Consider the following 25,060-nt stretch of genomic DNA (forward strand, 5'->3'; position numbering starts at 1 on the left):
CCAATGACCTCCGGTTTCTATCAAGCGTAATGGTTATTCACAATCCGTTTCATATTTAATGAGCGCACGATTAACAAGGAAAAAATGAGCATTAGGATTGGCGGTGCCAAGATTATCAGAACTAACAACCAAACCGGAAGCCAAATGGTCGAATAATATGTTAGCAAAGCATAGGCGCCGATTCCTCCTATTACGGAACCGATGGCGGCAACCAATAACACTTCGGATCCGATGTAAAGTTGGATTCGCTTAAGTGACCAACCGATGGAGCGAAGAACAAAGAACTCTCTTTTCCTTTCCGTTATATTCAAAAAAAGGAGCAAGAAGACAATGGAAGCTGTCAAGAGGACACCCGCAACTAAAAATACTGTCTGAAATCCCTTCAAATTCAAATCGATTGTTTCGCCTAAAAAACTGAGAAACAGAAAATCGGACAGGCTTTTTTGGGTAGCAAGAAACAGAATGACCATAAAAGAGGTCATTGCGAGCACAATAGATAACAAACCGAAACGCAATGGTCGTCTTATTAGTTGATGAATGACATAACTGAACAGACCTTTAATCGAAAACACCCGCATGAACTTCCATTCAGTACCTTCCCCTTCAAGACCTGCGCGTGGTGAAAGTTTCAATGCCTTTCTGCTACCAGTGACGTAACCAATCGCAATTAAGCAGAAGGAAAACAGAATAACTAAAAGTACTTGTTCCCATATGAGTGTTTGGACAAAAATGTTCATAATGACGACAGGTACAATTGAAAGTAGACATAAGGTTATTATTTCAAGGAACAAAGAAGCGATAATTTTTCTACGAGACCAGCCAATCGCTCGCAGCATTGCAAAGTCTGTCGATCTGGCCAATAAACTATGTGTAATTACGGTATAGCAAAAGATAAAACTGACTATTGATAAGTAGATAAATAAAATGATGTTCGATTTTTCAATCTGCTCTTGTATTGACCAGCTAACACCGGTTTGTTGCCAACCTTCTTCAACTACACCAGCAGCTTCGGCATTATTGGAGTCAAGATCGATATGGACTTTGGAAGAGGAGGAACCGAGCATAATTTGAACTTGATGTCCAGTACGGTCCATAATCTCTTTTGCTATCTTCTCTACTTTCAATTGACTTGCATCAGTTCTCTCTTCAACGCCATCTACTACGACACGAATGGATGATATAATGTCTTCATCCTCAAAAAATATGGATGCTGCTTCAATTGTAGTAATTGCATCAGGTGAACCGGTATAATATGTGTCTTTATAAGGCAATGGGAGCAACGGTGTAGGATCAATATTTTCTCCAAAACCATTTTTAAGGATCATGCTGTGATGCGGTGTGTAAATTTCCGTAGGATCACCATGTTGCCATGAACCTTTGTAGACTGGAGTAATTTTGGTAGAATCATAGAAATCAATGATTGTATAATTGAAGCCTAGAGGTCCGTCTTTTTCAGGCTGACTTCGATAAATTGGAAGTTCTCTATTATCCCAAGAACTCTTTTCAACTATATTCGCTTTCATTACCGGTATACCAGCATCTTCTCCCATCGAAGTGAAGGTAATCGGTGTCAAACGAGAAACCCACGTTTCTGTACTTAGACCTGGAATTTCACTGAAATTATAATTACTGCCACCTGTTAAATTCATTTCGCCTGTTGCGTAGCGCCATTTCTCTGAAAACGTATTCAGTGATAAATCCACGAGGGTTGTTCTGGGTAATCGTAATAGGAACTCTGTAGCACTTTCTTTATATTCATCTTCACTTACAAATTCGGGAACATGAATTCGCTCAATCGTTATTTTTTCATTTAATTGAGATTGATTATTTCCAAGGGCAAGAAACGGCAAAGTCGGTACACCTATTTTATTGCTAACTTCCGCTTCACTTAGTGAATTTCCGAGCAACAGACTGTCATCTAATGAATATAACTGATTTTCACTTATCGGATCTACGGCAATGACCATTAGACTATTCGGTTGCCTTATATGAAATCCTGCGGGCATGTAGGTTCTCCAGCCTTCGTTTTCCCCAGCAAGTTTGTTGGATAACCCACCGTAATTTGTTGGATCCCATTCATACGGATTGCGTCCATAATTTACACTATATTCCCGGATACCCTTATAATCATAAACAACGATTTCAGAAAGCCCGTCAAAAGTAGTCGTCAGTTGTTTGGAATATGAATAAGCCTCTTTTTCATCTGCATTATAATAAGCTCCAATTCCATTTACTTCTACATACCCTAACAGGGAAAGCGGGGCTGCAACCCTTACACCTGGGATATCCCTTATGCTTTGCAAGTCGACCAATGATATTCCACCATAGCTTGCAATGCTTGATTGTGGAGCAAGCCAACCATCTTCAAGTCCTTTTGTTGGGTCTACCTCTTTAGGTATAACTAATAAATCATATTGATATCGCCAATTTTTGTCTAAATCTTCTTTCGCCTGAATGACGATTTTATCAGATATTGTTAGTGAACCCATATAACCTAAACCAATTGTGCTAAGTATAAGTAGGATAGTTAAAAACAACCGCCATCGTTCACGAAATGATGATTTCGCATATTGGAACATTTAGATCCTCCCTCTATAAGAATTGGAAAGTGAGCCAACTTTCCTTTCACTCGATATTTGGTATTTCCGTTCATATGTCTATGCTGAAAAAGTGCTAGTGCTAACAAACCAGCGGAATGTTTTTTCAATTTGCCTTCTTCAATTAGTGAAATGATATTTGGCTTCTATTGTAAACTTTAGCATAATATCATATTTAATCAATGCGATATTCATAAGTTTCTAATATTATCGAAAATGGTGATTTTTTGAATGAAAAAAAAGACGTCCAATGTAAATGGACGTCTTTTTAATCTTTATTATTCAGTTTTCATTTTATCACGTAGAACCATTTGAAGGATTCCGCCGTGACGGTAGTAGTCTACTTCTACGTCAGAGTCGAAACGTGCAAGTACGTCAAATTCTTTAACAGAACCGTCTTTCGCAGTTGCATTTACTTTTAGGATGTCGCGTGGTTTTACGCCTTCCGCGATGTTTACGCTGATTGCTTCTTCGCCTGTAAGGCCAAGTGTTTCAGCGCTTTCTCCCTTCATGAATTGAAGAGGAAGAACACCCATCATGACAAGGTTTGAACGGTGGATACGCTTGTAGCTTTCTGCGATGACTGTTTTGATACCTAGTAGTGAAGTACCTTTTGCAGCCCAGTCACGTGAAGAGCCCATTCCATAGTCCTTACCTGTAATAATTGCAAGACCTGTGCCATCTTCTTGATACTTCATAGCTGCATCATAGATTGGCATGATTTCTTTTGTAGGCCAGTAAGTTGTGAATCCGCCTTCAGTATTATCTGTTCAAAACGTCATCCGGATAATAACTTCAATGATTGTTCCATCACGACCGAAAAATGCTCCTTAGGCTTATCCATTACCATCGGAATTGCTTATATTTTTTGATTAACTTCTATTTTGTTTTATTTTTCAACATTTCTTCAGCATCAGTGACAAGCTTTGTAAAGCCGAATTCCGTCCCTTTTTTCACGATAAGTTCAAGCGTTTCCGTGCGATGGGAAGCTAATAATTGAAGGTTTGCTAATTCGGATTTCAGTTTATCTTCGTCCTCATTATAATTGGCCAATGCGATTGAAATTTCCATATTTGCTGGGTTTTTCATTGATGCAAGTTCTTTTTCCAGAATCGGTTCAACGATTTCAGGCTGGAAATCATAAAAAGTGTAGTAATACATGAACAAATAATTATAGAAAAAGATTTCTTCTGTTAAGTTTTCGTTTTCTATTGCAGTTAACGCATTCAAAATCAGTTCCCCATCATCTTCATAATATGCATCGCTAGCAATGATTTCTAAGTAATAAGCGGATTGTTCAAGGTCTGATGCCGCTAGCGTTTCTCCTTTATATGGAATGAGTGTCGTAAATTTGTCTACAGTGGATAGTCTCGTTCGGTCGACTGATTTCTTTTCACCTGTTTCAAAATCCATGTAAGCCAATTGCTCATCGGAATACCCGTAAAATATGACTTTCCACATATTATTGCTTATTAATGCAAATTCAGCATATACGGGTTTCCCTTTTAGCACCGCTTCTTCTATAACATCATAATCTGTATATAAAGGTAGAATGGGAACCCCTTTATCTTGAACAAGATTTAAGACATCCAAGACTGATTCCTTGCCGTACATTTTTGTTTTACGGACTTTTTGCAACTCAGCATCGGTTAACGGGGCATCATAATATTTCATGATTTTGTCTACCGCTTCAAGTATCGGTGAATCGGTAAATTTGTTTTCCCCTTCAAACATTTTTTCGGGGGTTTCAATCTCAATGAATTCCTCATCAACTTCCACGACTACATCTTCTTCTGGCTTCGGATTGCAAGCGTTTACGATAAGTAATAATCCCGCGGCCAACAGCAACCATTTAAAGCGCATTAAACCGTTGCTGCCTTTTGCAATGATTGCTCGACTTTTCCGTCAAGGACGTGAATTGTTTCCACTGCCCGTTTTGCAAGATCCGGATCATGTGTGATGAGAACGACAGTAACACCATCTTCCTCATGAACTTTTTCTATCAAGTCTATGATTGCCATGCCTGTTTCAGAGTCCAAGTTTCCAGTCGGTTCGTCTGCTAGAATGATTTCAGGCTTCGTGACGAGTGCACGTGCAATTGCAACACGTTGTTGTTCCCCGCCTGAGAGCCTTGAAGGTAAATGGTGAAGCCGATGGGCAAGCCCGACACGCGTTAATGCTTCCTCGGCGTCTTTTTTAATTTGCGCGGATGAAAACATAGTAAGTAGCGGCATCATCACATTTTCAAGCGCAGTAGCGGTCGACAGCAATTGAAATTGTTGAAAAACGTATCCGATTTTTTCAAGCCGAAGTTTTGCTAACGCATTATCTTTCATTTTATGGACAGGTTGCCCGTCGACCCATACTTCTCCTTCATCAATGGGCTCTAATCCCCCGATTAAATGAAGAAGCGTTGATTTACCCGAACCCGAAGGTCCAGTGATCGACACGTACTTTCCTTTATCTATATCAATCGAAACATCTTTCAATACTTCTGTGTGCTCTGCCCCTGTTTTATAACTCTTTTTTACGGATACAAGTTTAATCATGATAGTATTTCCCCCTCTTGATTTCTTAAATTAAGCAGAATAATGATTGTTTACAATTCCTTTCATTCTCATGGACTGGACAATCGCCATGGAAAAAAGAAGCATCAGAATAGGCGGTGTAATAACGATTGTGATCAACAACCATATCGGCAACCAAATCGCCGAGAAGTAGGTCAATAATGCATATGCGGCAATCCCCCCAATAATCGATCCCACAACCGCGACTAATAGAACTTCAATCCCCATATAAAGTTGGATTCGCTGCAGAGACCAACCAATCGAACGCAAGATAAAGAACTCGCCTCGTCGTTCCGTAATGTTTAAATAGAGTAAAAGGAACACTATTGACACTGTCAAGATGATTCCTGCAACTAAAAACACAGTTTGGAACCCTTTCAAATTAAGGTCTATTGTTTCACCCAAAAAGCTGAGTAATAGAAAATCCGATAGACTCTTCTGTGTGGCGATGAACAGAATAACCATAAATGAAGTAAGCGCTAACACAATCGATAATAAACCAAAACGTAAGGGGCGTCGCATGAGTTGATGCGTTACGTAAGTGAATAAACCTTTAATGGAAAAGAATCGCATAAATTTCCACTGCGTTCCTTCCCCTTCAAGCCCGGCACGTGGAGAAAGTTTGAGTGCTTTACGGCTTCCAGTGAAATAGCCAATTCCGATAACGGGCAGGATGATGAGAAACACAAACCCTAGTTGATACCAGGCCAATATATCTAATTTTGCATTCGCAATAACAATTGGAATGAACGCCAACAAGCTTAACGCGAAGATTTCAACAATAAGTGAGCCAATGATTTTTCTTCTAGACCAGCCAATTGCCCGTAGCATCGCAAATTCCGTAGAACGTCGGAGCAAACTATGTGTTATAACCGTATAGCAGAATACGAAACTAACTAGAAGTAAATAGATGAAGAGAACGACATTTGACTTCTCAATTTGTTCTTGAATAGACCAGCTAACGCCTGTTTGTTGCCAGCCTTCTTCGACGACTCCCGGTTCATTATCGCTTTCTGCCGCTAAATCTATATGAACTTTTGATGCACTTGATCCAAGTAAAATCTCAACATGAAGACCTGTTTTGTCGATAATCTCTTTCGCAATCATTTCGACCTTTTGTTGACTTGCGTTCGTGCGCTCTTCCACCCCATTGACTACAACACGGACAGAAGATAAAAAGTTTTGGTCACCTTCGTAAAATATCTTTGCAGCGTCCAAAATTGTAATCATATCCGGTGATCCCGTGTAATAAGTATCCTTGTAAGGAAGTGGGATTAACGGTGTAGGATCGACCTCATTTCCTGTACCATCTGCTATAATCATGCTATGTTGTGGCGTATAAACATCCGTCGGTTCTCCAACATTCCACGAGCCTTTATAAATCGGTTCAATTTCATCTGGAACATAATAATCGACAACATTCAAACCAAAATCCGCAAACTTTAAATCCCCAGACACTCTTTCTCGATAGAGTGTTAAATTTCGTGTGTCATGCTCATTCTTTTTTACAGGTATCGCTTTAAGTTGAGGGATTCCTGTACTATTGGTCGTATCCCCCGACTCAAATTTGATTGGTGAATAATGATAGTACACCCCAAAAAATGAATCGAGATATGGTTGTTCTTCATATTTATCTTCCCCAGTTAAATTAATACTTACATTCTTATACTTCCATTCCGGAGAAAAAGGTTCCAATGTAATATCTGCATACAAACTTCTTGGTAAATTCATTAAATAATCAGTTGCACTTTTTCCAAAATCAGATTCACTTACATTTTCCGGTACTTGAATATCATAAACTTTTAGGGATTCCGTCATTTGTACTTTTGAATCTGCAAGCGCTAATACGGGGATCAAATCAAACTGATCAACTTTAGATATTGCTAAATCATTCAAAGGATTTCCCAATACTAAACTATCATTTAATGAATATAACTTATTTTCCTCAATAGGATCGATTGCAATCAACATGAGATGATTGGGTTGTCTCATTGATACTGTCGCGGGTCCATACATCCGATACAAATTTTCCTCTTCATTCTCGTAAGCTAACTTATTCGATAGCTCAGAGTAGTTTTCAGGATTCCACTCATCTCCACCGAAATGCAAGGAATGCTCTAAAACTACTTCAGATTCATAAATTGTATAATGTGCAAGCCCATTAAAGGCGCTGGATTTTCTTTCACTATACGTGTAAGTTCCCGGAGGTTGGTTGTTATTACTGACGCTCAATATATCTCCTTCAGGATAAGCGAGTATGGATATTGGTGCAGCTACTTCCACTCCCGAAATCTCCCGGATTGTCTCTACATCCTTTAAAGATATACCTCCGTAATTAGAAATACTTGCCTGTGGAGCTAGCCAACCATCGCCTAGAACAGTAGAAGTTTCATCCTTATTTGGCAATACTAAAATATCATATTGATATCTCCAGTTTTTATCTAAATCACCTTTTGCTTGAATGACCATTCGTTCTGATACCGATAGAGCCCCCATATAGCCGAGTCCAATCGTACTTAAAATAATCAACACAACTAAAAATAACGGCCATCTTTCCCTTAACGTTGTTTTCAAATAATAAAACATCAGTTAATTCCCCCTTTCTTGAGAAGATTAAGTCTATTCAATCATAGCATTATCGGATAAGAACGGTTCACAATTTCAAGTTTTCGAGTTTTTATTCTAAATAAGGTGCTCAATTTATAGAGCACCTCAGAGTGTAGACAAAAGGGTTGGAAATCAAAATGATTTCCAACCCTTTTGCTAACATCAAACATTTTCTTAAGTTGACGTGTATGGAGCGGCGACTCCTGCGGGAACAGCACGAGCTGAAGACCCTGGACTGAGCGCAGCGAGGGAAGCGGCTGAAGCCGTGCCCGCGGAAAGCGTCCGCTCGCAGTGGAATTCAACATTTATAGCTTTATCTCTATTTTAAAAGAAAAAAGACTGTAGGCAACACCAAAAATCAGGCTGTTTGTCTACAGTCTGAGGTGCTCAATTTATTGAGCACCTTTTGATAAATTAGTTAGTTTTCATTTTATCACGAAGAACCATTTGAAGGATTCCGCCGTGACGGTAGTAGTCTACTTCTACGTCAGAGTCGAAACGTGCAAGTACGTCGAATTCTTTAACAGAACCGTCTTTCGCAGTTGCAGTTACTTTTAGGATGTCGCGTGGTTTTACGCCTTCCGCGATGTTCACGCTGATTGCTTCTTCGCCTGTAAGGCCAAGTGTTTCAGCGCTGTCCCCATTCAAGTATTGAAGTGGAAGAACACCCATCATGACAAGGTTAGAACGGTGAATACGCTCATAGCTTTCAGCGATAACTGTTTTGATACCTAATAGTGAAGTACCTTTTGCAGCCCAGTCACGTGAAGAGCCCATTCCGTAATCTTTACCTGCAAGAATTGCAAGACCTGTTCCGTCAGCTTGGTATTTCATCGCTGCATCATAGATTGGCATGATTTCTTTTGTTGGCCAGTAAGTAGTGAAGCCACCTTCTGTGCCTTTTGCAATTTGGTTACGGATACGGATGTTCGCGAATGTACCGCGCATCATCACTTCATGGTTACCACGGCGGGAACCGTAAGAGTTGAAGTAACGTGGCTCTACGCCGCGTTCACGCAAGTATTTACCAGCTGGCGTATCTTTACCGATTGCACCTGCAGGTGAGATATGGTCAGTCGTGATTGAATCTCCGAATTTACCTACAACACGAAGTCCAGATAGAGCTTCGATATCAGCAGGCTCTTTTGATAGACCTTCGAAGAACGGTGGGTTTTGGATATAAGTCGAGTTTTCATCGAAATCATATAATGAATCGTCAGTTGTCTCGATTGCATTCCAAGCTTCGTTCTCTGTGAATACGCGAGCATATTCTTTACGGAATAGGTCAGGTGTTACAGTAGCTTTAACAACTTCCTTCACTTCTTCCGATGTTGGCCAGATATCTTTAAAGTATACATCTGTGCCGTCTTTTGCTTTACCAATTGGATCTTTTTCGAAGTCAATATCGACCGTTCCAGCAAGCGCATAAGCAACAACAAGTGGCGGTGAAGCCAAGTAGTTCGCTTTCACAAGTGGGTGGATACGCCCTTCAAAGTTACGGTTACCGGAAAGCACTGAAGAAACTAAAAGGTCGTTTTCCGTAATCGTTTTTTCGATTTCAGGAAGAAGTGGACCGGAGTTTCCGATACATGTCGTACATCCGTAACCAACTGTGTTGAATCCGATTTGATCCAAGTATTGATTAAGACCGGAGTCTTCCAAATAGCCAGTGACGACTTTTGAACCTGGTGCCAGTGAAGTTTTCACGTATGCAGGAGGTGTAAGTCCTTTTTCAACAGCTTTCTTCGCAACAAGTCCAGCACCTAACATAACGTATGGGTTGGAAGTGTTTGTACAAGAAGTGATTGCTGCAATTGCAAGGTCACCTGTTTTCATGCCAACAGTGCGGCCGTCTGCAAACTCAACTGTTCCTTGCTTTTCGAATTCCTTCGGAGTAAGACCGAAGCCTTGGTTTCCTTCAGGAGCTACAACGGAATCTTTGAAAGAATGTTGTAGTTCTGTAAGAGGGATCATATCTTGCGGACGCTTAGGACCAGCTAGATTCGCTTCGATTTTAGTTAGATCAATTTCAATCACTTCTGTGTAAGTAGGATCTTCGTTATCTGGTGTGAAGAACATATCGTTTTCCTCAAGATATTTCTTAACGACTTGGATATGGTCTTCTTCACGGCCAGTTAGGCGCATGTAGTCAAGGGACTCTTCGTCAACTGGGAAGAAACCACAAGTTGCACCGTATTCAGGAGCCATGTTTGCGATTGTTGCACGGTCCGCAAGTGGTAATTTAGATACGCCAGGTCCGAAGAACTCGACGAATTTACCAACAACACCATGTGCACGAAGTGTTTGAGTCACTTTAAGCGCAAGGTCAGTTGCAGTTGTACCGTTCGGAAGCTCACCAACAAGTTTTACACCGATAACTTCTGGAATTGGGAAGTATGAAGGTTGGCCAAGCATTCCTGCTTCAGCTTCGATACCACCTACACCCCATCCAAGAACACCGATACCATTGATCATTGTTGTATGAGAGTCTGTACCAACAAGTGTATCTGGATATGTTTCGAATGTGCCATCTTCGTTTTCAATTGCATGGACTACGCTTGCAAGATACTCCAGGTTAACTTGGTGAACGATACCTGTAGCTGGAGGAACAGCACGGTAGTTATCATATGCTTTTTGTGCCCAGCTTAGGAATTGATAACGCTCAGCGTTACGTTCGAATTCAAGTTCCATGTTCAAACGAAGTGCATCTGCTGAACCGTAACGGTCAACTTGTACGGAGTGGTCGATAACAAGGTCGACTGGAATTTCAGGATTGATTTTGTTCGGGTCTCCACCCATTTCAGCCATAGCTGAACGTAGAGATGCAAGGTCAACGACAACTGGAACTCCAGTGAAGTCTTGTAGGATGACGCGGGAAGGTTTGAAAGGAACTTCAGCGTCCTTATCAGCATCCTTGCCCCATTTTGCCAAGTTTTCAACGTGTTCGTCTTTGATTACATAACCGTCATGTTGGCGCAAGACGGACTCTAAAAGTACTTTTACTGAATAAGGTAGTTTGGAAACGTTCGCAACGCCTGCTTCTTCAAGAGCTTTTAGTTGGTAATAATTATATGTCTTACCATTCAGCTCGAAAGATTTACGGCTGTTGTGCAAATTGCTTTTTGCCATTTGTAATTCCTCCTTTTTCGACAGAAAAGGCTGTAAATAAGCATCTTTTCTCTACTCCATCATAGTACACCTACGTTCATAAGTAAAATACTTAAAATTTATAGTCTTACATAAGAAAATGTAATGACCTTGTCGTCAAGAATGAATTTAATCTTTTTTACTGAAATATCTCCTTGCGTGTGTCATGATAGCAGTATAGACATTTGGAAAGGGTGGGAATGATGAACAAAGCTTTGTTAGTAATTGATTATACGTATGATTTTGTTTCGGAAGATGGTGCCCTTACATGCGGTCAGCCGGGTATTGATTTAGGGGGCTATATTACAGAATTGACAAGAAAATTTTTGGATGATGGAGAGCTTGTCATCATACCTGTGGATATACATGAGAAGGATGATCCGTTTCATCCGGAAACTAAATTATTTCCTCCACATAATATTAAAGGAAGCCAAGGGCGAGATCTATTCGGTACTCTCCACACATTGTATGAGGAAAGAAAAGATGAGATTTTAATGATGGACAAGACACGCTACAGTGCCTTTGCCGGTACTGATCTTGAACTGCAATTGCGCGCTCGCGGCATTAATGAATTGCATTTGGTCGGTGTGTGTACGGATATATGCATCCTTCATACATCGGTTGATGCTTACAATAAAGGGTTCGACATTGTGATCCATGAAAAAGGGGTTGCAAGCTTTAATCCTGCGGGTCATGAGTGGGCACTTGGCCATTTTGAAAACTCCCTGGGTGCTACAGTCATCCGATAATTCATCCCTTTTTTTAGTATTTTTTTCGCCTTAAATGTTTGATGTATCGAAATAACGGATATTCATATACTACAGAGGCAATCATGAATTACTAAAAAGGAGATGAAGTAATATGAGCTTTATATGGTTTTTAATTATCGGTGGAGTTATCGGTTGGCTTGCGGGCCTAATTTTAGGAAAAGATATTCCAGGCGGTATTATTGGTAATATTATTGCAGGTATCGTCGGTGCTTGGGTTGGTGGAATGCTTCTTGGTAAATGGGGACCACGGATTTCTGATTTTTATATCATCCCTGCCTTATTAGGTGCGCTAATCCTTGTATTTATTGTGAGCCTGATTATGAAATCGATGCGTAGAGCATCGTAAAATTAAAAGCGAAGGGCGCCTGCCTTGTCCCGACAAACGCTGGAAGACATGACGGAAAGGCGCTCTTTGCCTTTTTGGCATGTCTGAAGCGTCTCGAGGGACTGGCGCCCGAAGTCTAGACGAATAAAAAGAGCGTCGAGGATTCCCCCTCGACGCTCTTTTTATTTTCCATCTTGTCGTTGATTTTCAAATTCATTGTAAAACCACATTACATCTTCAACGTATTTATCACTACGGTTATAAAGGAAAATTGCTTCTTTAATCTTACCGTCGGCTGCCCCGCTTCTTGATAAATAATTGGCGGCACTGAAAATTGCATCTTCAATATCAAAAGGATCTGCTTTCCCATCGCCATTTGCATCTACGCCATACCCACCGTGCTTTTTGATAATTGCTGGATTGGTCTTTTCTTTTTCAGGGATATCGCCTTTACCAAGACCTTCACATCCCGGATAGCTCCAACCGACAAATGTGCATGGCATGAATTGCATATGGCCTTCGGCTCCCACTGGCGATAATAATGGGTCCATCGTTGAGAAGCGGGTCTCGATTCGATGATGTGCTGCAAGTAGCGTCCACGGAACACCGTATTCCTCAGCCGCTGCCTTATAGATTGGAATGTATTCTTCAGGAATTACAGTTGCCGTATGCCTATCTTGAAATTCAAGCAAAGTACTCGCAGATTTCTTTAAAACGTCTGGATTTTGAATACCTGTCCAAATAATTGCTGACAGGGTGAAGGTGACTACAGCTATAGGGATCAGTAAAACGATCATGAATAGCTTCGTTTTTATAGACAATCCCTTTTTCTTCTTCTTCACTGCATCACCCTTTTCTGTTTATCAGTTATGATTTTGCTTCTTCTTTAATAAGCGCCTTTATATCTTTTACCATTTGATCGTACGGCACATCTTCTGCACCGTTATATGTTTTTACAGATACTCCATCTTTGTTGACCAAACTAAATCCAGAACCGTGGATGACATCATTAGGTGTCTTCGTTACGAATGTCTTGAAAGATCCAATTGCAAGGTTTTCGATTGTTTCCTGGCTATATCCAGTCAACATTTCCCATTTGCTTGGATCTACTGGGTCGAACGCCTCTAAGTAGTCCTGTAACACTTCCGGTGAATCGAACTCAGGATCAACACTGAAAGAAACGATTTTATAATCTTCAATTCCCTCGTCTTGCAGTTGCTTTTGAAGATCCGCCATATTCGCCATCATTGGCAAGCAAACATTATCACAATTTGTAAAGACAAATTGTGCAATCCATACTGTCCCTTTGAGATCGTCCAAGGAAACTTGTTCATTATGTTGGTTTGTCGAGTCGAATGACTCAATCTTATACTTGTGATCAGGCTTGAATCCGCCCATTGAACACGCACTCAATAGTAACATGAGTGGTAAAAATAATGAAAGTAAAATTTTTTTAGGCATAATCAGACTCCTCCACTTTCCATACTTACTTTATCATAGTAGAAGGGTCTATTTCAAACAACCGCACTACACTATCCTTCTTGTCCAATTTTTGACTTTTAAGTGAAGTTCACTTCACTTTTAATGAAATAAGTGCATGATGAATGATGAAAAGGATACTTTCTTCGTGTGTTTTTTCGAAAAAGCTTTTATAATGGGGAGTAGAATGGAAGAGGTGAAGATAGTTGCAAGATTTCTTTATGTGGTTCATCGTTTTCTGGTGTTTCGTTCTTATCGGTCTTTTCGGTATAGGTGGCTTTTTCATGTTCCGTAAATTCCTCAAGGTATTCCCAAAGGCTGACGGCAAATCTACACTTGATTGGGAAGAACATTATGTAAATGAATCCCTTCATCTCTGGAATGATGAAGCAAAAGCTATGTTAAATGAACTTGTCAGCCCCGTTCCGGAACTGTTCCGAGATGTTGCCAAACAGAAAATAGGTGCTAAAATTGGTCAAATCGCGTTAGAGGACCGTGCGAAGACAATCAGCTTCGACCATATTATCCGTGGGTATATCGTCGCTACACCAAAGCGCGACCATAAATTTCTGCGCAAGAAATTGGATTCGATGAAGGTTGATATGAGCCCTTATGAGCATTTATTTGAATAATAAAAGAGGCCTTCCTATTTATAAGTAGAAGGCCTCTTTTGTCTATTTCCTTGTATTTTTAAGTTTATAGTATTTCACAAGCATACCTATTCGCCATGGAAGGATCATTGCGAAAGCCAAAATCCAAAATATCCCCGCAAGCTCCCCGACATTAATCGTACTGCTCAATATCAACTTTGCAATGACACGAAAAACCAGTAATCCCCCTAATATGAACAGGAAAGTCTTTGATTTCTTCAAATATAGCTTTTCCTCTACAACTTCAAAATTTGTTGTTTTGATCAAAACCAAAGAAAACAATAGACCGACGAACACTGATTCTATCACTTGAGGCAACGGCACCCAAAACTCTTCAAATACAAACATCAATGCCCCAGTTGACATAAATAATGGTGGCAAGATGATCCTTTTTGGAGATATTGGCTTTTTAGCTGCCTTCGCGCGTATGAAAAACGCCAACGTTCCCATGAATAAGAAGACTAGGGTTGAACCGACTATTAGGTAAACAGAAGGGATTTCTGTAAAAACATATTCAATGATTTCACGTAACTTAAGCATCGCCCTTTCCCCACTCGACCAATTCAGCCATTCGATGTTTCAGTTCTTCCATCGGAACAAATCTTGCGAATCGTGCTGTTTCTTTCTCTTGATGGAATAAAAGAATAACAGGTGCCGTAAATAGGGATAATTGTCCCGCCATCTCAGGTACTTGTGCTACATTCACTTTATAAAAAGGAAATGAATAGTCATCTTCAAGTTCTGCCACTTGTGGATACAGCCCGTCACAAACTGAGCAATGATCCGTTTTTACAAACAGCAGCAATTGAGGTTCCATTGTCATAATATCCAACCACTGTTCAAATGATCCGACCTCTTTCATCGGCAATTCCTCCACTTCAATGTAGAACCCAATTTGCCCCCATCTACATTATTATAATGGATGGAGGCAAGTGTGGTGAGCGTTTGTATTAATTAAAAACCTTGGAAATCTCCAAAAATCGGGCTTAGCAAGCTTGTTAGGTATGTGATGCCGTCGAAAAATAAAACAAGACCGAATACAATCATGATATAGCCACCGATTTTCATAATGAGATTGCTGTTTCTGCGGATCCATCCAAGTCTTGTGATGAAAAATGACAAGACGAAAAATGGAATCGCAAAACCTAATACATACAGCATCATGTAAAGCATGCTGGACCCTGGATTTGCTGCAGCCAATCCAATAATTGCCCCGATAATTGGCCCCATACATGGTTGCCAGCCTGCGGAAAAAGCAAGACCGATTAGAGCTGTACCTAGAAAGCCCGCCGGACGATTTTTGAATTGCAGCCTATGTTCTTTCATTAAAAACTTTGGTGTGAACAAACCGATGACCATAAGTCCAAATATAACTATGAAAATGGCACCAATCTGTCTAAGCATATCTTTGTATTGTATGAAAAAAGTGCCAACAAACGAAGTACTGAACCCTAAAAATACGAACACAACTGAAAACCCAAGTAAAAAGAAAAGTGTGTGAAGCATACCGTTTCGGTTCATCCGTTTAGAATCCGATTTCAGCTCTTCAATCGACATCCCGGTAATGTATGATATGAATGCTGGATACAATGGCAGGACGCAAGGTGATATGAAGCTTAGGAAACCCGCCCCGAATGCAAGAAAAATATTCAAATCAGTGCCCATCATTCTCTCCCCTTCATTTTTCTAACTCCATCGTAACAAATCCCGAACCAAATTTCGCTGATTTGAACTGTGAAATGTTTATGACAATATAGAAAAGCGGAGGGCACCTGGAGCTGGACAAGTTATTTCGGGTAAGTTAAAGGTCCCAAGACGAGCAAAACTTGTTCAAACTCGAGCATAACTCCCCCAAACTCGAGCAAATCGACATCAAACTCGAGCAAAACTACGCCCAACTCAAGCATATCCCCGCCTAACTCGAGCAAAACTTTTGCTTCCAAAGAAAAAACGGCTTGCAACGCATTGTTTTGCCATGCGTGCAAGCCATTTTTTTAAATTGCGTCATCCATAATTCCATTTTGAAGCTGGTACATCATATAATACAAACCTTTTTGAGCAAGGAGATGCTGATGGTTTCCACGTTCAACGATTTCACCTTGGTGTAATACAAGGATGAGCTCAGCATCTTGAATTGTACTCAATCGGTGAGCAATCGCAATCGTTGTTCTGCCTTTACGCATTTTCTCCAAGCTTGCCTGGATGGCGACTTCTGTTTCAGTATCGATATTGGCTGTCGCTTCGTCCAGGACAAGAATTTTCGGGTTCGTCGCGATTGTCCTTGCGAATGCAACAAGTTGGCGCTGCCCGCTGGAGAATGTTGAACCACGTTCCGTTACTTTTTGTGCATATTTATCTGGCAGCTTTTCGATGAATTCATTCGCTTGAACAAATTCAGCCGCGGCACGTACCTCTTCCGAAGACATCTCTTTATTATGGAGACGGATATTACTTTCGATATCCCCGTAGAACAGGAACGGATCTTGAAGGACCAGACCAATTTTCTTTCGAAGTTCCTCTTTCGGCAAATCCTTCAAAGAAACCCCATCGATCAGGATTTCCCCTTTATTGTATTCATAGAAACGCATAAGCAAGTTGATGATGGAACTCTTTCCGCTTCCCGTATGTCCGACCAACGCCACTGTTTCGCCGGCATTTGCAGTGAATGAGATGTTTTTCAATACATCATTTTTTCCATCATACGAAAACGTTACATCCTTGAATTCAATAGTTCCTTTTGGAATTTCCTTATTAACCGTTTCTTTTTGCGCAGGCTCCATATCAGGGTCATCCATCAATTTAAACACGCGTGATGCTGAAACTAACGCCTGTTGGAAGATTGATAACCTCTGCATTACTTGCTGAACCGGTTGGAACAAACGTCCGATCAACGTCGTGAATGCGTAGATGATTCCGACTTCGACTGCACTGTCGAGTGACATGAATCCAAAATAGCCAAGGACGCAAACGATTGCGAGCGCATATAGCAAGTCGATGAATGGCCCAAGCAGGACACTATCGAATTTGATATTTCGCATACCTGCCCGGTAATGGCCTTCGTTGATGTTGTCAAATTCTTTCGCCAAGCGTTCCTCTTGTCTGAACGCTTGCACCATTCCCATACCAGACAATGACTCTGCGATTTTGGCATTCAATTGACTTAAACGCTCCCGCAAATCCTGATAGAAATCGGCACTGTAACGTCGGTATACAATAATGATTGTCAGGAATAAAGGAAGCAAGAGCATGGATGCAAACGTCAATTTCACATCCAATGAAAATAATGCGATGAAAACACCAATTAAGACAAGAATCGCTTGTAGGAACGTAACAACGACACTTGTAAACATTTCCTTGATGGATTCCGTGTCGTTTGTTACACGTGATACAATGCTTCCCGCTGGTGTCCTGTCAAAGTAGCGCATACCTAAGCCGTGTACTTTTGTAAAAACGTCAATCCTCATCTGCTGAATAATTTTCAAAGAGATATCTTGAAATCGCAGCAGTTGAAAATACGATACGGTTACGATGAACACTTGTAATCCGATATAGACGAGTGCAAGTGTCATTACTTCGTTTTTCGGAAAATAGAGCGGTGTTAGATTATTATCAATGAATGATTGAATGATAAGAGGTCCTACAATGCTTCCGGTTATCGTCAAAATAAGCAAGGACAATGCGATTGTAATGCTTACTTTATGCGGGATTGTATAGCGCATAAGTCGCTTGAACACCTTGAATTGGTCCTTCGCCGTCAATTTGGGCTGTTTTTCCATCTGCATTATTCTTCCCCTCCTTGCTCGACAAGCACTTCCAATTGTTGCAAGTCATACATTTCTTTATATCTTCCGTCCAATTCAAGCAATTCTTCATGTGTACCTGCCTCAACAATCGTCCCTTCATGCATGACGATAATCTTATGGGCATGCTGGATTGCACTTAGACGATGTGATGTTATGATTGTCGTCTCCCCTGTCCGCATCTGTTTCAGCGATTCAAGGATAGCCTCTTCTGTTTTGGCGTCGACCGCTGAAAGCGAATCATCCAAAATAAGCAATTCCGGTTCCATGATAAGTGCGCGGGCAATTGAAATCCGTTGCTTTTGTCCTCCGGATAATGATACGCCGCGTTCCCCTACAACCGTTTCATATCCTTCAGCGAAACCTTTAATATCTTCATGGATTTGTGCAAGGCTTGCTGCTTCATAAATTTTTTCGCGATCGATTTTCGGATTTGTGAATGCGATATTTTCTGCAATCGTAGTTGAGAATAGGAAATGATCCTGCGGCACATAACCGATTGATTCCCGTAAACGTTGCTGTTTGTATTTGTTAATTGGGTTTCCGCCATAGACAATGCTTCCCTTGTACCCTTCAAATTCCCTTAGAAGCAACTTCAAAATAGCAGTTTTCCCCGATCCCGTTTTCCCGACAATTCCTAACGTTTCCCCGCGTTTTAACGTGAAATGTACATCACGAAGCGCTGGAGTTTCGTCATCAGGGAACTTGAATTCCTTAATGTCGAAGTGAAGATCCCCTTCTGGTCGATGATTAATGGCTCCTGTGACATCCTGAATATCAGGATTGATTGATAACAATTCAGTAATCCGGCTATAGGAAGCATTTCCGCGTTCTACGATATTGAATAGGAATCCGAATGCAAGCATTGGCCATGTAAGCAATCCAAGGTATGTACTGAATGCAATCATGTCACCGATAGACATATCACCGGCAATGATGAATTTTGTTCCGAAATAGAAAGATAGAATATAAGATACGGCAAAAATTCCAGTAATCGTCGGATCGAAAAGTGCATCGACTTTTGCCACCCGCATGTTCCTAGCAACCACATCCGTTGATAAATCCGTGAAATCTTCAATATCTTCCTTTTGCTGTCCAAATGTTTTGATTACTTTAACGCCGGAAATGCTCTCCTGCGTCTTATCATTCAGATTGGAGAAAGCCTCTTGCGCAAAACGGAAACGTCGGCGCAGCAATCTACCATAATAGCTTGTTAGGAAAATCATAACTGGAAAAGGAACAAGTGCGATTAATGTCAGTTTCCAGTTGATGGTTAAAGCCATCGTCAAGATGACGAACCCACCCGTGGAAAGGGAGTCGACCAGCGTCAGGATCCCCATTCCCGCTGTCTGTTGCACTGCATTGATGTCGTTTGTCGCGTGGGCCATCAAATCCCCGACCCGTCTCTTTTGATAAAAAGAAGGCGACATTCTTGTAAAATGATTGAATAATTTCTCACGCATTGTCCGCGATAATAGTACCGCCGAGCCAAAAATCATGACGCGCCAATAATAGCGCGATACGTACATCAGAGTTCCCGCAACAGCCAAAATAATAAGCCACTTTGTCAGTTGAGACCCCGTCAATGTCCCGAGTGTAATGTCATCGACGATATAGCCGATGATTTTCGGAGGAAGCAATTGTAATAAGGAAACGAACATAAGCGCCGCAATTCCTAGTCCGTATTGTTTCTTCCGTTGTTTGAAAAACCAGCCAAGCTGCAGTAAGACTTTCACGATATTCCCCCTACTCTTTTTCTATGTCCTTGAATAGTCTACCAAAATTCTGAACAATAGAAAAGGTACGAGACTCAAATTATTCGAAATCTGAAATACTTTTTAGGTTGACAAAGGGAATTGTGTATGTCCGACCTGCTTGAGAATTCAATTGGAACATGCCTCCTTGTATATCGATTTTGCCGATAATCCCGCTCACTATCATGATTCTTTGATCTTGCCAATAATGAACGGTAAGCTGCAAATTCCTTTCGATTGCCTCTTGGATTTGATAGTTCCATTCTTCCATTTGTTGTTCGTCGGGCTGTTGCCTTAGTTGATGTTGATCTTCCTTTTGCCAGTCTCGCAGCTGTTCGACGTGTTCCGGAAGCATCATCGCCGTCCATTTGATACGCCCTCGGTCACGGATCATTCGATCATCTCCTTAACTACTTACTTGTAATGCCCGCCAATCAGCTTCGATCGATGGACGGCTGTTCCTGCGTCTGTGTAGGATACGGCCCGTAATATGGCTGTGGGGCCGTATTTTTTACGCAGTGAGTCCATTGCCTTTCCAAGTTGGCGGTTGCGCCATTTATGTTGATCAAAAAGGCTAAGTTGCATGGCGTATTCGTCTTCTAAATTTGCCAAACTGATGGCGATGCGCCTAACGGGACGGCCATCATGGAATTCGTCTAAAAGCTTTGTGCAAAGCCTGTAAATGGCCATCGTGTCATTTGTCGCTTCGTACATCGAACGGGATCGCCCGAAGCCGCCACCAAGGGAATTTTTAGAGTAACCGATGGACAAATGGACTGTACGCCCTGCCTTCCCCGCTTCCCTCGCCCGTAATGCGACATCTTCACACATCTCAAGAATGACTGTCAGAATATCTTCCCGCTTCGTATAATCACGATAGAGGATCTGCCCTTTCCCGAAGCTGATTTGTCCTTCGATAAGAGGCGCACCAAGATCAGATAGATCGATACCGTGCGCATGGTGATACAATTGGTTTCCCATGACTCCAAATTTCTGTTCCAACCGTTCAAGAGGAGTATGTGCCAAATCCCCGACCGAGAAGATCCCCATATTATTTAATGTTTTTTCAAGTCTGCTGCCGATTCCCCACATGCGGCTCAGTGGTGCAACTGGCCAAAGCCTTGATGGAATGTCTTCATATGTCCAGCGGGCGAAGCCGGTCTTCTTGGCATCGAGGTCGAGGGCCAATTTCGACATCAGCATATTCGGTCCCATTCCACATGCCGACCTCAACTGGAACTGATCGACAAGCTCGTCTTGCATCCGTTGAACTGTCTCTTCAGGCGGCCCCCAGAGCCGCTCCGTCCCCCCAAGGTCAATGAAGCTCTCATCGACAGAATAGACATGGATTGCCTCTTTCGGCACGTAGCGGTTCAAGAGCCTGGCGATTTCCATTGAAACATCGATATAAAACTGCATTTTCGGCTCAATCAGTCGGATGGACGGATCGTCAGGAATTTCATATAGCCGCATTCCCGTCTGTACGCCAAATTCCTTTTTCAAGGCGGGCGAAGCAGCGAGGACAATTCCTCCTTTCCGCTCCTTATTGCCGATGATAGCAATCGGCGTATCCATGACATCAAGCCCTTCCATCACCGCCGCACAGCTGGCATAGAAACTCCGCATATCAAGGCAAACAATTTTCCGGTCCGGTAAGTCAGTGTACATATCGATTTCCCCTCCACTTAAGAACACTCGTTCTTTATAGTATACTCAGAACAAGTGTTCATATTCAATGGGCGTTATTGGAAATGAAAATAAAAAGCATCCATCCATGGGATTGGCCCTTGGACAGATGCTATTTAATTTTATTTACTCAACTTTTGATTTCCGCCAGAAGAATGTACCTCTTAAACATATGAGAAAGTCACCAATACTGGAATATCGGCAATAAATCACAATCGTTAGGACGCCAAACCATTATATCAATATATACATCCTCTTTCAGAGTATTTCGATTGTGTATAGGTTAACTGCACGGCCCTCTTATGTTAAAATGGAATTTACCGGGCACATATTAATATGGAGAGGATAAGATACAATGAGCATTCAAAGAAATGAAAACAAGCATTTTACATTTCAAGATTTCCTATCGTGGGATGAAGGTAGTCGATATGAGATTTTTGACGGTGCTCCTGTTTTACTTGCTTCGCCCACTACGAAACACCAAGGGGTCGTCTCCTTTTTAACAATCGAGTTTGGAATGCACTTGAAAGGTAGAGAATGCAAAGTCTTCCCTTCCCCGTTTACAGTTCGGTTTTCGGAAGTAGATGATTATGAAAATGCAGATAATGTATTTGAACCAGATATTTCTATTGTCTGTAATAAGAATCAGCTTGATTTGTATGGATGCAAAGGAGCTCCTAACCTAGTTGTAGAAGTCTTATCACCTTCCACGAGTAGGAATGACAGAATAAAAAAATACAATGCATATCAAAGATTCGGGGTTAGCGAGTATTGGATTGTAGATCCTTTGAATGAAACTGTAGAGGTATATGTCTTAAATACGGGAACATACAAACGCGGGAATGTGTATGGACGGGAAGATGTGATTAAATCGCAACAATTTGAAAGCTTGGAGATTATAGGTGAAGAAATGTTTTCATATGGAGAATAATATGGCACTATCTGTTCAAATTTGAACAGATAGTGCGCCTCTTTTCTAATACGGAAACGAATAATGTCCGCGGTTTGATAGATTTATTCCGGTTCGAAAGTTGAGTTATTTTGATGTCGGATCCTTAACTTCCTTCGGTAACTCAAAGTTCTCTGCGTCGTTGAAATAACTATATGTGGCATTCAACTTCTGTTGGGACCTGTACGAATTGCTGTCTTTATATGTCTTGATATAAGAAGACATTGTAAAACCGGTTACGTAAAGAGTTCGGTTATTGAATGTAATGACAATATCCAATCTGTCAACCATGTCGAACCCTTCTTGACTTGAACCGATATCAGGGAAAATCTCCTTAAATTGCTTTAACTGATTACGGTCCAATGATAATTTCAAGGCATAGCCATAATCGATTGGTTGAAGAATGAAGTCATCCTCGAACTCTTTGAACTTGGATAGATCAACGATTGGGTTGACGCCCGATACTAACGTACCGAACACTTCAGCAATTGAGCCGGAAGATAGTTCATCCCATTTGTTATTTTTGTTGTCTGTTACAAACACACGGTCGTCAACTCGGTATACATCCATATTCCATGGCGCAGTGCCGCGAGGAGTGACCTTCGTCTCTGTATGAACTTTTACAGGGTCAAGGAAAGCAACCGTATTCATATCGAATTTGACACCGGCTCTTTCTGGATTCTCCAGATCACCATCGAAAACAGTTACTTCAGTTTCGTCATAGACGATATGCGACTGGACGGATTTCAAAGAAGTTTCCATCGCTTTTTGCGATTTATCCAACAAATCTCCAGCCGTCATTACATTCTGGGCCTTTCCCGTATAGCTACAAGCAGCAAGCAGAAGCAGCATAGAGCTTACCGCGAGAGCGTTAATTATTTTTTTCACATTAAACTCCCTCTCTACAAAAACCTAGATTCATTTTACTGGAAAAACTATCATTCATCAATCTATTCGAAATGATAGCTTGCAGTGGTAAATTCATCGATTGTCTGAAAATCCGGTGTATAACCAATGCCAGGCTCATCCGGAACAGTAATGAAACCATCTTCCACAACCACTTCAGGCTTAATAATATCCTTTTCCCAATAACGGGAAGAGCCCGCAGTATCTCCCGGAAAAACGAAATTCGGTAGTGTAGTCAAGGCAATATTATGGGCGCGCCCAATCCCAGCCTCAAGCATGCCCCCACACCAAACGGGAATCCCGTTCGCCATACAATAATCATGGATTCTCTTTGCCTCCGATAACCCGCCTACTCTTCCGATTTTCACATTGATGACTTTTGTACTCCCCATCTCAACCGCCTTCCGCACATCTTCCAATGAAAGAATGCTTTCGTCAAGGCAGATCGGTGTTTTAAGCTCCTTTTGTAAGACAGCATGATCGAAAATATCATCATAAGCAAGCGGCTGCTCAATCATTAGGAGGTCAAATACATCTAACTGCTTCAGCAAATCGATATTGTCCAACGAATAGGCCGAATTGGCGTCTGCCATAAGTGGGACATTCGGAAACGCTTCCCTCAACCCTCGAATTACATCAATATCGGCACCCGGTTTGATTTTCACCTTAATTCGTTTATACCCTTCATCTAAATAACCTTGTACTTTTTCGATTAAACGTGCCAAGTTTTCTTGAATTCCAATGCTAATCCCGACTTCAATCCGCTCCCGATTCCCTCCTATTGCCTCGGCCAACGGGATTCCCTTACGCTTTGCATAAAGATCCCAGACAGCACCCTCAATAGCGGCCTTCGCCATATTATTTTTTCGGATAGGAGAAAATAGAGCCCCTACTTCGTCCGGATGGGTAATTTCCTTCCCAAGAAGTACAGGGATGAGAAAATCACGGATCATATGTAAATTCGTCTCAACTGTTTCTTCTGTATACCACGGGGCATCGAAAGCAACTGATTCCCCCCAGCCGGTATTCCCCTTTTCATCTTTGACTTCCAACAATAAAAATTGCTTGTCCTGCATCGTTCCAAAACTCGTTGCAAAAGGCTCCTTCATTCTCATTTTCATTTTACGAACTGTGACTTTTTTAATTTGCATGCAGGTTCTCCTCCATTTCGTTCAGGTGAACTCTATCCGTGTTATTATACACTAACTACATAGTGGATATGGTAAAATTGAAGTAATGGAGGGATGAGCTTGAACGGAAATGAAAAAATGCCCGGAGAAGAACGCCGGGAACTAATTTTGGCTACATTGCAAAAAGCAGATAGACCGATGACCGGAAAAGAACTTGGAGAATTGACAAATGTCAGCCGTCAAGTAATTGTGGGAGATATCACTTTATTGAAAGCTAAAAACGAACCAATCATCGCTACGAGCCAAGGCTATCTGTATATGCATGCTCCAGTCGGTCCCGGAAAAATTGAAAAAACACTTGTCTGTCAACATGGTCCAGAGCAGACTGAAGAAGAATTGAATATTCTTGTCGACCACGGCCTAACGGTGAAAGACGTAAAAATCGAACATCCTGTTTACGGTGACTTAAGTGCATCAATCATGGTGTCAAACAGGCAGGAAGTAAAAGAATTCATCCGGCAAGTCCAAGAAGCAAATGCTGTGTATTTATCGAAACTCGCGGAAGAAGGCATTCACCTTCACACAGTTATCGCGGAAACTGAACAGCAAATCGAAAAAGCAAAAATCGCATTAAAACAATCGGGTATCCTCGTCGAATGAAGGATACCCGATTAATATTGAAAGGTTAAAAGA

At 41.3% G+C, this 25,060-nt stretch carries 22 protein-coding genes and 1 pseudogene; 5 read left to right on the top strand and 18 right to left on the bottom strand.

The window, feature by feature from the left end:
- Positions 1 to 20 precede the first annotated feature (20 nt).
- From ACFPZG_RS08495 to acnA, 6 genes and pseudogenes are all read right to left on the bottom strand, one after another.
- A complete protein-coding gene (locus ACFPZG_RS08495; protein WP_317940007.1) occupies positions 21 to 2,579 on the bottom strand; it encodes an FtsX-like permease family protein in 2,559 nt (852 codons plus the stop codon).
- 296 nt (positions 2,580 to 2,875) lie between these two features.
- A pseudogene (locus ACFPZG_RS08500) lies at positions 2,876 to 3,358 on the bottom strand (aconitate hydratase); the annotation flags it as partial.
- Positions 3,359 to 3,476: 118 nt separating this feature from the next.
- Positions 3,477 to 4,460, bottom strand: a complete 984-nt coding sequence (locus ACFPZG_RS08505) for a hypothetical protein (RefSeq protein ID WP_317940008.1) — start codon at positions 4,458 to 4,460, stop codon at positions 3,477 to 3,479.
- Positions 4,460 to 5,146: an ABC transporter ATP-binding protein gene (locus tag ACFPZG_RS08510; RefSeq protein ID WP_317940009.1), complete on the bottom strand. Its 687-nt coding sequence runs from the start codon at positions 5,144 to 5,146 to the stop codon at positions 4,460 to 4,462. Before ACFPZG_RS08510 ends, ACFPZG_RS08505 begins: the two co-directional genes overlap by 1 nt.
- 30 nt (positions 5,147 to 5,176) lie before the next feature.
- The gene (locus ACFPZG_RS08515; protein WP_317940010.1) at positions 5,177 to 7,750 is read right to left on the bottom strand and encodes an ABC transporter permease; all 2,574 of its coding nucleotides are present in this window, start codon (positions 7,748 to 7,750) and stop codon (positions 5,177 to 5,179) included.
- A gap of 435 nt (positions 7,751 to 8,185) precedes the next feature.
- Positions 8,186 to 10,900 carry an aconitate hydratase AcnA gene (acnA, locus tag ACFPZG_RS08520; protein ID WP_317940011.1) on the bottom strand — a complete coding sequence of 905 codons (2,715 nt, stop codon included), beginning with the start codon at positions 10,898 to 10,900 and terminating at the stop codon, positions 8,186 to 8,188.
- A gap of 221 nt (positions 10,901 to 11,121) precedes the next feature.
- On the opposite strand from acnA, the gene ACFPZG_RS08525 reads away from it, so the two are divergent.
- Both ACFPZG_RS08525 and ACFPZG_RS08530 read left to right on the top strand, forming a co-directional pair.
- Positions 11,122 to 11,667 carry a cysteine hydrolase family protein gene (locus tag ACFPZG_RS08525; protein ID WP_283734638.1) on the top strand — a complete coding sequence of 182 codons (546 nt, stop codon included), beginning with the start codon at positions 11,122 to 11,124 and terminating at the stop codon, positions 11,665 to 11,667.
- A 112-nt stretch (positions 11,668 to 11,779) separates the two neighbouring features.
- The gene (locus tag ACFPZG_RS08530; protein ID WP_283731886.1) at positions 11,780 to 12,034 is read left to right on the top strand and encodes a GlsB/YeaQ/YmgE family stress response membrane protein; all 255 of its coding nucleotides are present in this window, start codon (positions 11,780 to 11,782) and stop codon (positions 12,032 to 12,034) included.
- A 161-nt stretch (positions 12,035 to 12,195) separates the two neighbouring features.
- Here the strand turns inward: ACFPZG_RS08530 and ACFPZG_RS08535 are convergent, their stop codons facing one another.
- Positions 12,196 to 12,855: a lytic transglycosylase domain-containing protein gene (locus ACFPZG_RS08535; protein WP_283731885.1), complete on the bottom strand. Its 660-nt coding sequence runs from the start codon at positions 12,853 to 12,855 to the stop codon at positions 12,196 to 12,198.
- A 25-nt stretch (positions 12,856 to 12,880) separates the two neighbouring features.
- Entirely contained in the window at positions 12,881 to 13,474 is a 594-nt protein-coding gene (locus tag ACFPZG_RS08540; RefSeq protein WP_283731884.1) for an SCO family protein, read from the bottom strand.
- A gap of 239 nt (positions 13,475 to 13,713) precedes the next feature.
- Between ACFPZG_RS08540 and ACFPZG_RS08545 the strand changes: the two genes are divergently transcribed.
- Positions 13,714 to 14,124 (top strand): DUF2621 domain-containing protein, encoded by a 411-nt coding sequence (locus ACFPZG_RS08545; RefSeq protein ID WP_283734637.1) that lies wholly within the window; start codon positions 13,714 to 13,716, stop codon positions 14,122 to 14,124.
- A gap of 42 nt (positions 14,125 to 14,166) precedes the next feature.
- On the opposite strand, the gene ACFPZG_RS08550 is transcribed toward ACFPZG_RS08545, so the two are convergent.
- From ACFPZG_RS08550 to ACFPZG_RS08585, 8 genes are all read right to left on the bottom strand, one after another.
- On the bottom strand, positions 14,167 to 14,682 hold the full coding sequence (locus ACFPZG_RS08550) for a CcdC family protein (RefSeq protein ID WP_317940012.1): 516 nt from the start codon (positions 14,680 to 14,682) through the stop codon (positions 14,167 to 14,169).
- Entirely contained in the window at positions 14,675 to 15,004 is a 330-nt protein-coding gene (locus tag ACFPZG_RS08555; protein WP_283731883.1) for a thioredoxin family protein, read from the bottom strand. The genes ACFPZG_RS08550 and ACFPZG_RS08555 overlap by 8 nt, the downstream gene beginning before the upstream one ends.
- Before the next feature lie 92 nt (positions 15,005 to 15,096).
- On the bottom strand, positions 15,097 to 15,807 hold the full coding sequence (locus ACFPZG_RS08560) for a cytochrome c biogenesis CcdA family protein (RefSeq protein ID WP_283734636.1): 711 nt from the start codon (positions 15,805 to 15,807) through the stop codon (positions 15,097 to 15,099).
- A gap of 122 nt (positions 15,808 to 15,929) precedes the next feature.
- On the bottom strand, positions 15,930 to 16,127 hold the full coding sequence (locus tag ACFPZG_RS08565; RefSeq protein ID WP_381426723.1) for a hypothetical protein: 198 nt from the start codon (positions 16,125 to 16,127) through the stop codon (positions 15,930 to 15,932).
- A 9-nt stretch (positions 16,128 to 16,136) separates the two neighbouring features.
- Complete coding sequence (locus ACFPZG_RS08570) at positions 16,137 to 17,918, bottom strand: ABC transporter ATP-binding protein (RefSeq protein ID WP_317940239.1); 1,782 nt, start codon at positions 17,916 to 17,918, stop codon at positions 16,137 to 16,139.
- 5 nt (positions 17,919 to 17,923) lie between these two features.
- Positions 17,924 to 19,678 (bottom strand): ABC transporter ATP-binding protein, encoded by a 1,755-nt coding sequence (locus tag ACFPZG_RS08575; RefSeq protein WP_317940013.1) that lies wholly within the window; start codon positions 19,676 to 19,678, stop codon positions 17,924 to 17,926.
- A gap of 79 nt (positions 19,679 to 19,757) precedes the next feature.
- Positions 19,758 to 20,090: a YolD-like family protein gene (locus ACFPZG_RS08580; RefSeq protein WP_283731881.1), complete on the bottom strand. Its 333-nt coding sequence runs from the start codon at positions 20,088 to 20,090 to the stop codon at positions 19,758 to 19,760.
- Positions 20,091 to 20,110: 20 nt separating this feature from the next.
- Entirely contained in the window at positions 20,111 to 21,364 is a 1,254-nt protein-coding gene (locus tag ACFPZG_RS08585) for a Y-family DNA polymerase (RefSeq protein WP_317940014.1), read from the bottom strand.
- A 373-nt stretch (positions 21,365 to 21,737) separates the two neighbouring features.
- Here ACFPZG_RS08585 and ACFPZG_RS08590 point away from each other — a divergent pair, with 373 nt between their 5' ends.
- Positions 21,738 to 22,313 carry a Uma2 family endonuclease gene (locus ACFPZG_RS08590; protein WP_283731880.1) on the top strand — a complete coding sequence of 192 codons (576 nt, stop codon included), beginning with the start codon at positions 21,738 to 21,740 and terminating at the stop codon, positions 22,311 to 22,313.
- A 105-nt stretch (positions 22,314 to 22,418) separates the two neighbouring features.
- Here the strand turns inward: ACFPZG_RS08590 and ACFPZG_RS08595 are convergent, their stop codons facing one another.
- Positions 22,419 to 23,219 (bottom strand): DUF6612 family protein, encoded by an 801-nt coding sequence (locus ACFPZG_RS08595; RefSeq protein WP_283731879.1) that lies wholly within the window; start codon positions 23,217 to 23,219, stop codon positions 22,419 to 22,421.
- A gap of 62 nt (positions 23,220 to 23,281) precedes the next feature.
- Positions 23,282 to 24,388 (bottom strand): o-succinylbenzoate synthase, encoded by a 1,107-nt coding sequence (gene menC / locus ACFPZG_RS08600; RefSeq protein ID WP_317940015.1) that lies wholly within the window; start codon positions 24,386 to 24,388, stop codon positions 23,282 to 23,284.
- 99 nt (positions 24,389 to 24,487) lie between these two features.
- On the opposite strand from menC, the gene ACFPZG_RS08605 reads away from it, so the two are divergent.
- Positions 24,488 to 25,027: a transcription repressor NadR gene (locus ACFPZG_RS08605; protein WP_283731878.1), complete on the top strand. Its 540-nt coding sequence runs from the start codon at positions 24,488 to 24,490 to the stop codon at positions 25,025 to 25,027.
- Positions 25,028 to 25,060 lie beyond the last annotated feature (33 nt).

Origin of the sequence: Sporosarcina thermotolerans (assembly GCF_042658975.1) — a bacterium.
Lineage (GTDB): Bacteria > Bacillota > Bacilli > Bacillales_A > Planococcaceae > Sporosarcina > Sporosarcina thermotolerans.

Bases quoted from the DNA above. Each gene is read 5' to 3' on its own strand.
- ACFPZG_RS08495 (WP_317940007.1), bottom strand. From the start codon at position 2,579: ATGTTCCAATATGCGAAATCATCATTTCGTGAACGATGGCGGTTGTTT.
- ACFPZG_RS08505 (WP_317940008.1), bottom strand. From the start codon at position 4,460: ATGCGCTTTAAATGGTTGCTGTTGGCCGCGGGATTATTACTTATCGTA.
- ACFPZG_RS08510 (WP_317940009.1), bottom strand. From the start codon at position 5,146: ATGATTAAACTTGTATCCGTAAAAAAGAGTTATAAAACAGGGGCAGAG.
- ACFPZG_RS08515 (WP_317940010.1), bottom strand. From the start codon at position 7,750: ATGTTTTATTATTTGAAAACAACGTTAAGGGAAAGATGGCCGTTATTT.
- acnA (WP_317940011.1), bottom strand. From the start codon at position 10,900: ATGGCAAAAAGCAATTTGCACAACAGCCGTAAATCTTTCGAGCTGAAT.
- ACFPZG_RS08525 (WP_283734638.1), top strand. From the start codon at position 11,122: ATGAACAAAGCTTTGTTAGTAATTGATTATACGTATGATTTTGTTTCG.
- ACFPZG_RS08530 (WP_283731886.1), top strand. From the start codon at position 11,780: ATGAGCTTTATATGGTTTTTAATTATCGGTGGAGTTATCGGTTGGCTT.
- ACFPZG_RS08540 (WP_283731884.1), bottom strand. From the start codon at position 13,474: ATGCCTAAAAAAATTTTACTTTCATTATTTTTACCACTCATGTTACTA.
- ACFPZG_RS08545 (WP_283734637.1), top strand. From the start codon at position 13,714: ATGTGGTTCATCGTTTTCTGGTGTTTCGTTCTTATCGGTCTTTTCGGT.
- ACFPZG_RS08550 (WP_317940012.1), bottom strand. From the start codon at position 14,682: ATGCTTAAGTTACGTGAAATCATTGAATATGTTTTTACAGAAATCCCT.
- ACFPZG_RS08555 (WP_283731883.1), bottom strand. From the start codon at position 15,004: ATGAAAGAGGTCGGATCATTTGAACAGTGGTTGGATATTATGACAATG.
- ACFPZG_RS08560 (WP_283734636.1), bottom strand. From the start codon at position 15,807: ATGGGCACTGATTTGAATATTTTTCTTGCATTCGGGGCGGGTTTCCTA.
- ACFPZG_RS08570 (WP_317940239.1), bottom strand. From the start codon at position 17,918: ATGGAAAAACAGCCCAAATTGACGGCGAAGGACCAATTCAAGGTGTTC.
- ACFPZG_RS08580 (WP_283731881.1), bottom strand. From the start codon at position 20,090: ATGATCCGTGACCGAGGGCGTATCAAATGGACGGCGATGATGCTTCCG.
- ACFPZG_RS08585 (WP_317940014.1), bottom strand. From the start codon at position 21,364: ATGTACACTGACTTACCGGACCGGAAAATTGTTTGCCTTGATATGCGG.
- ACFPZG_RS08590 (WP_283731880.1), top strand. From the start codon at position 21,738: ATGAGCATTCAAAGAAATGAAAACAAGCATTTTACATTTCAAGATTTC.
- menC (WP_317940015.1), bottom strand. From the start codon at position 24,388: ATGCAAATTAAAAAAGTCACAGTTCGTAAAATGAAAATGAGAATGAAG.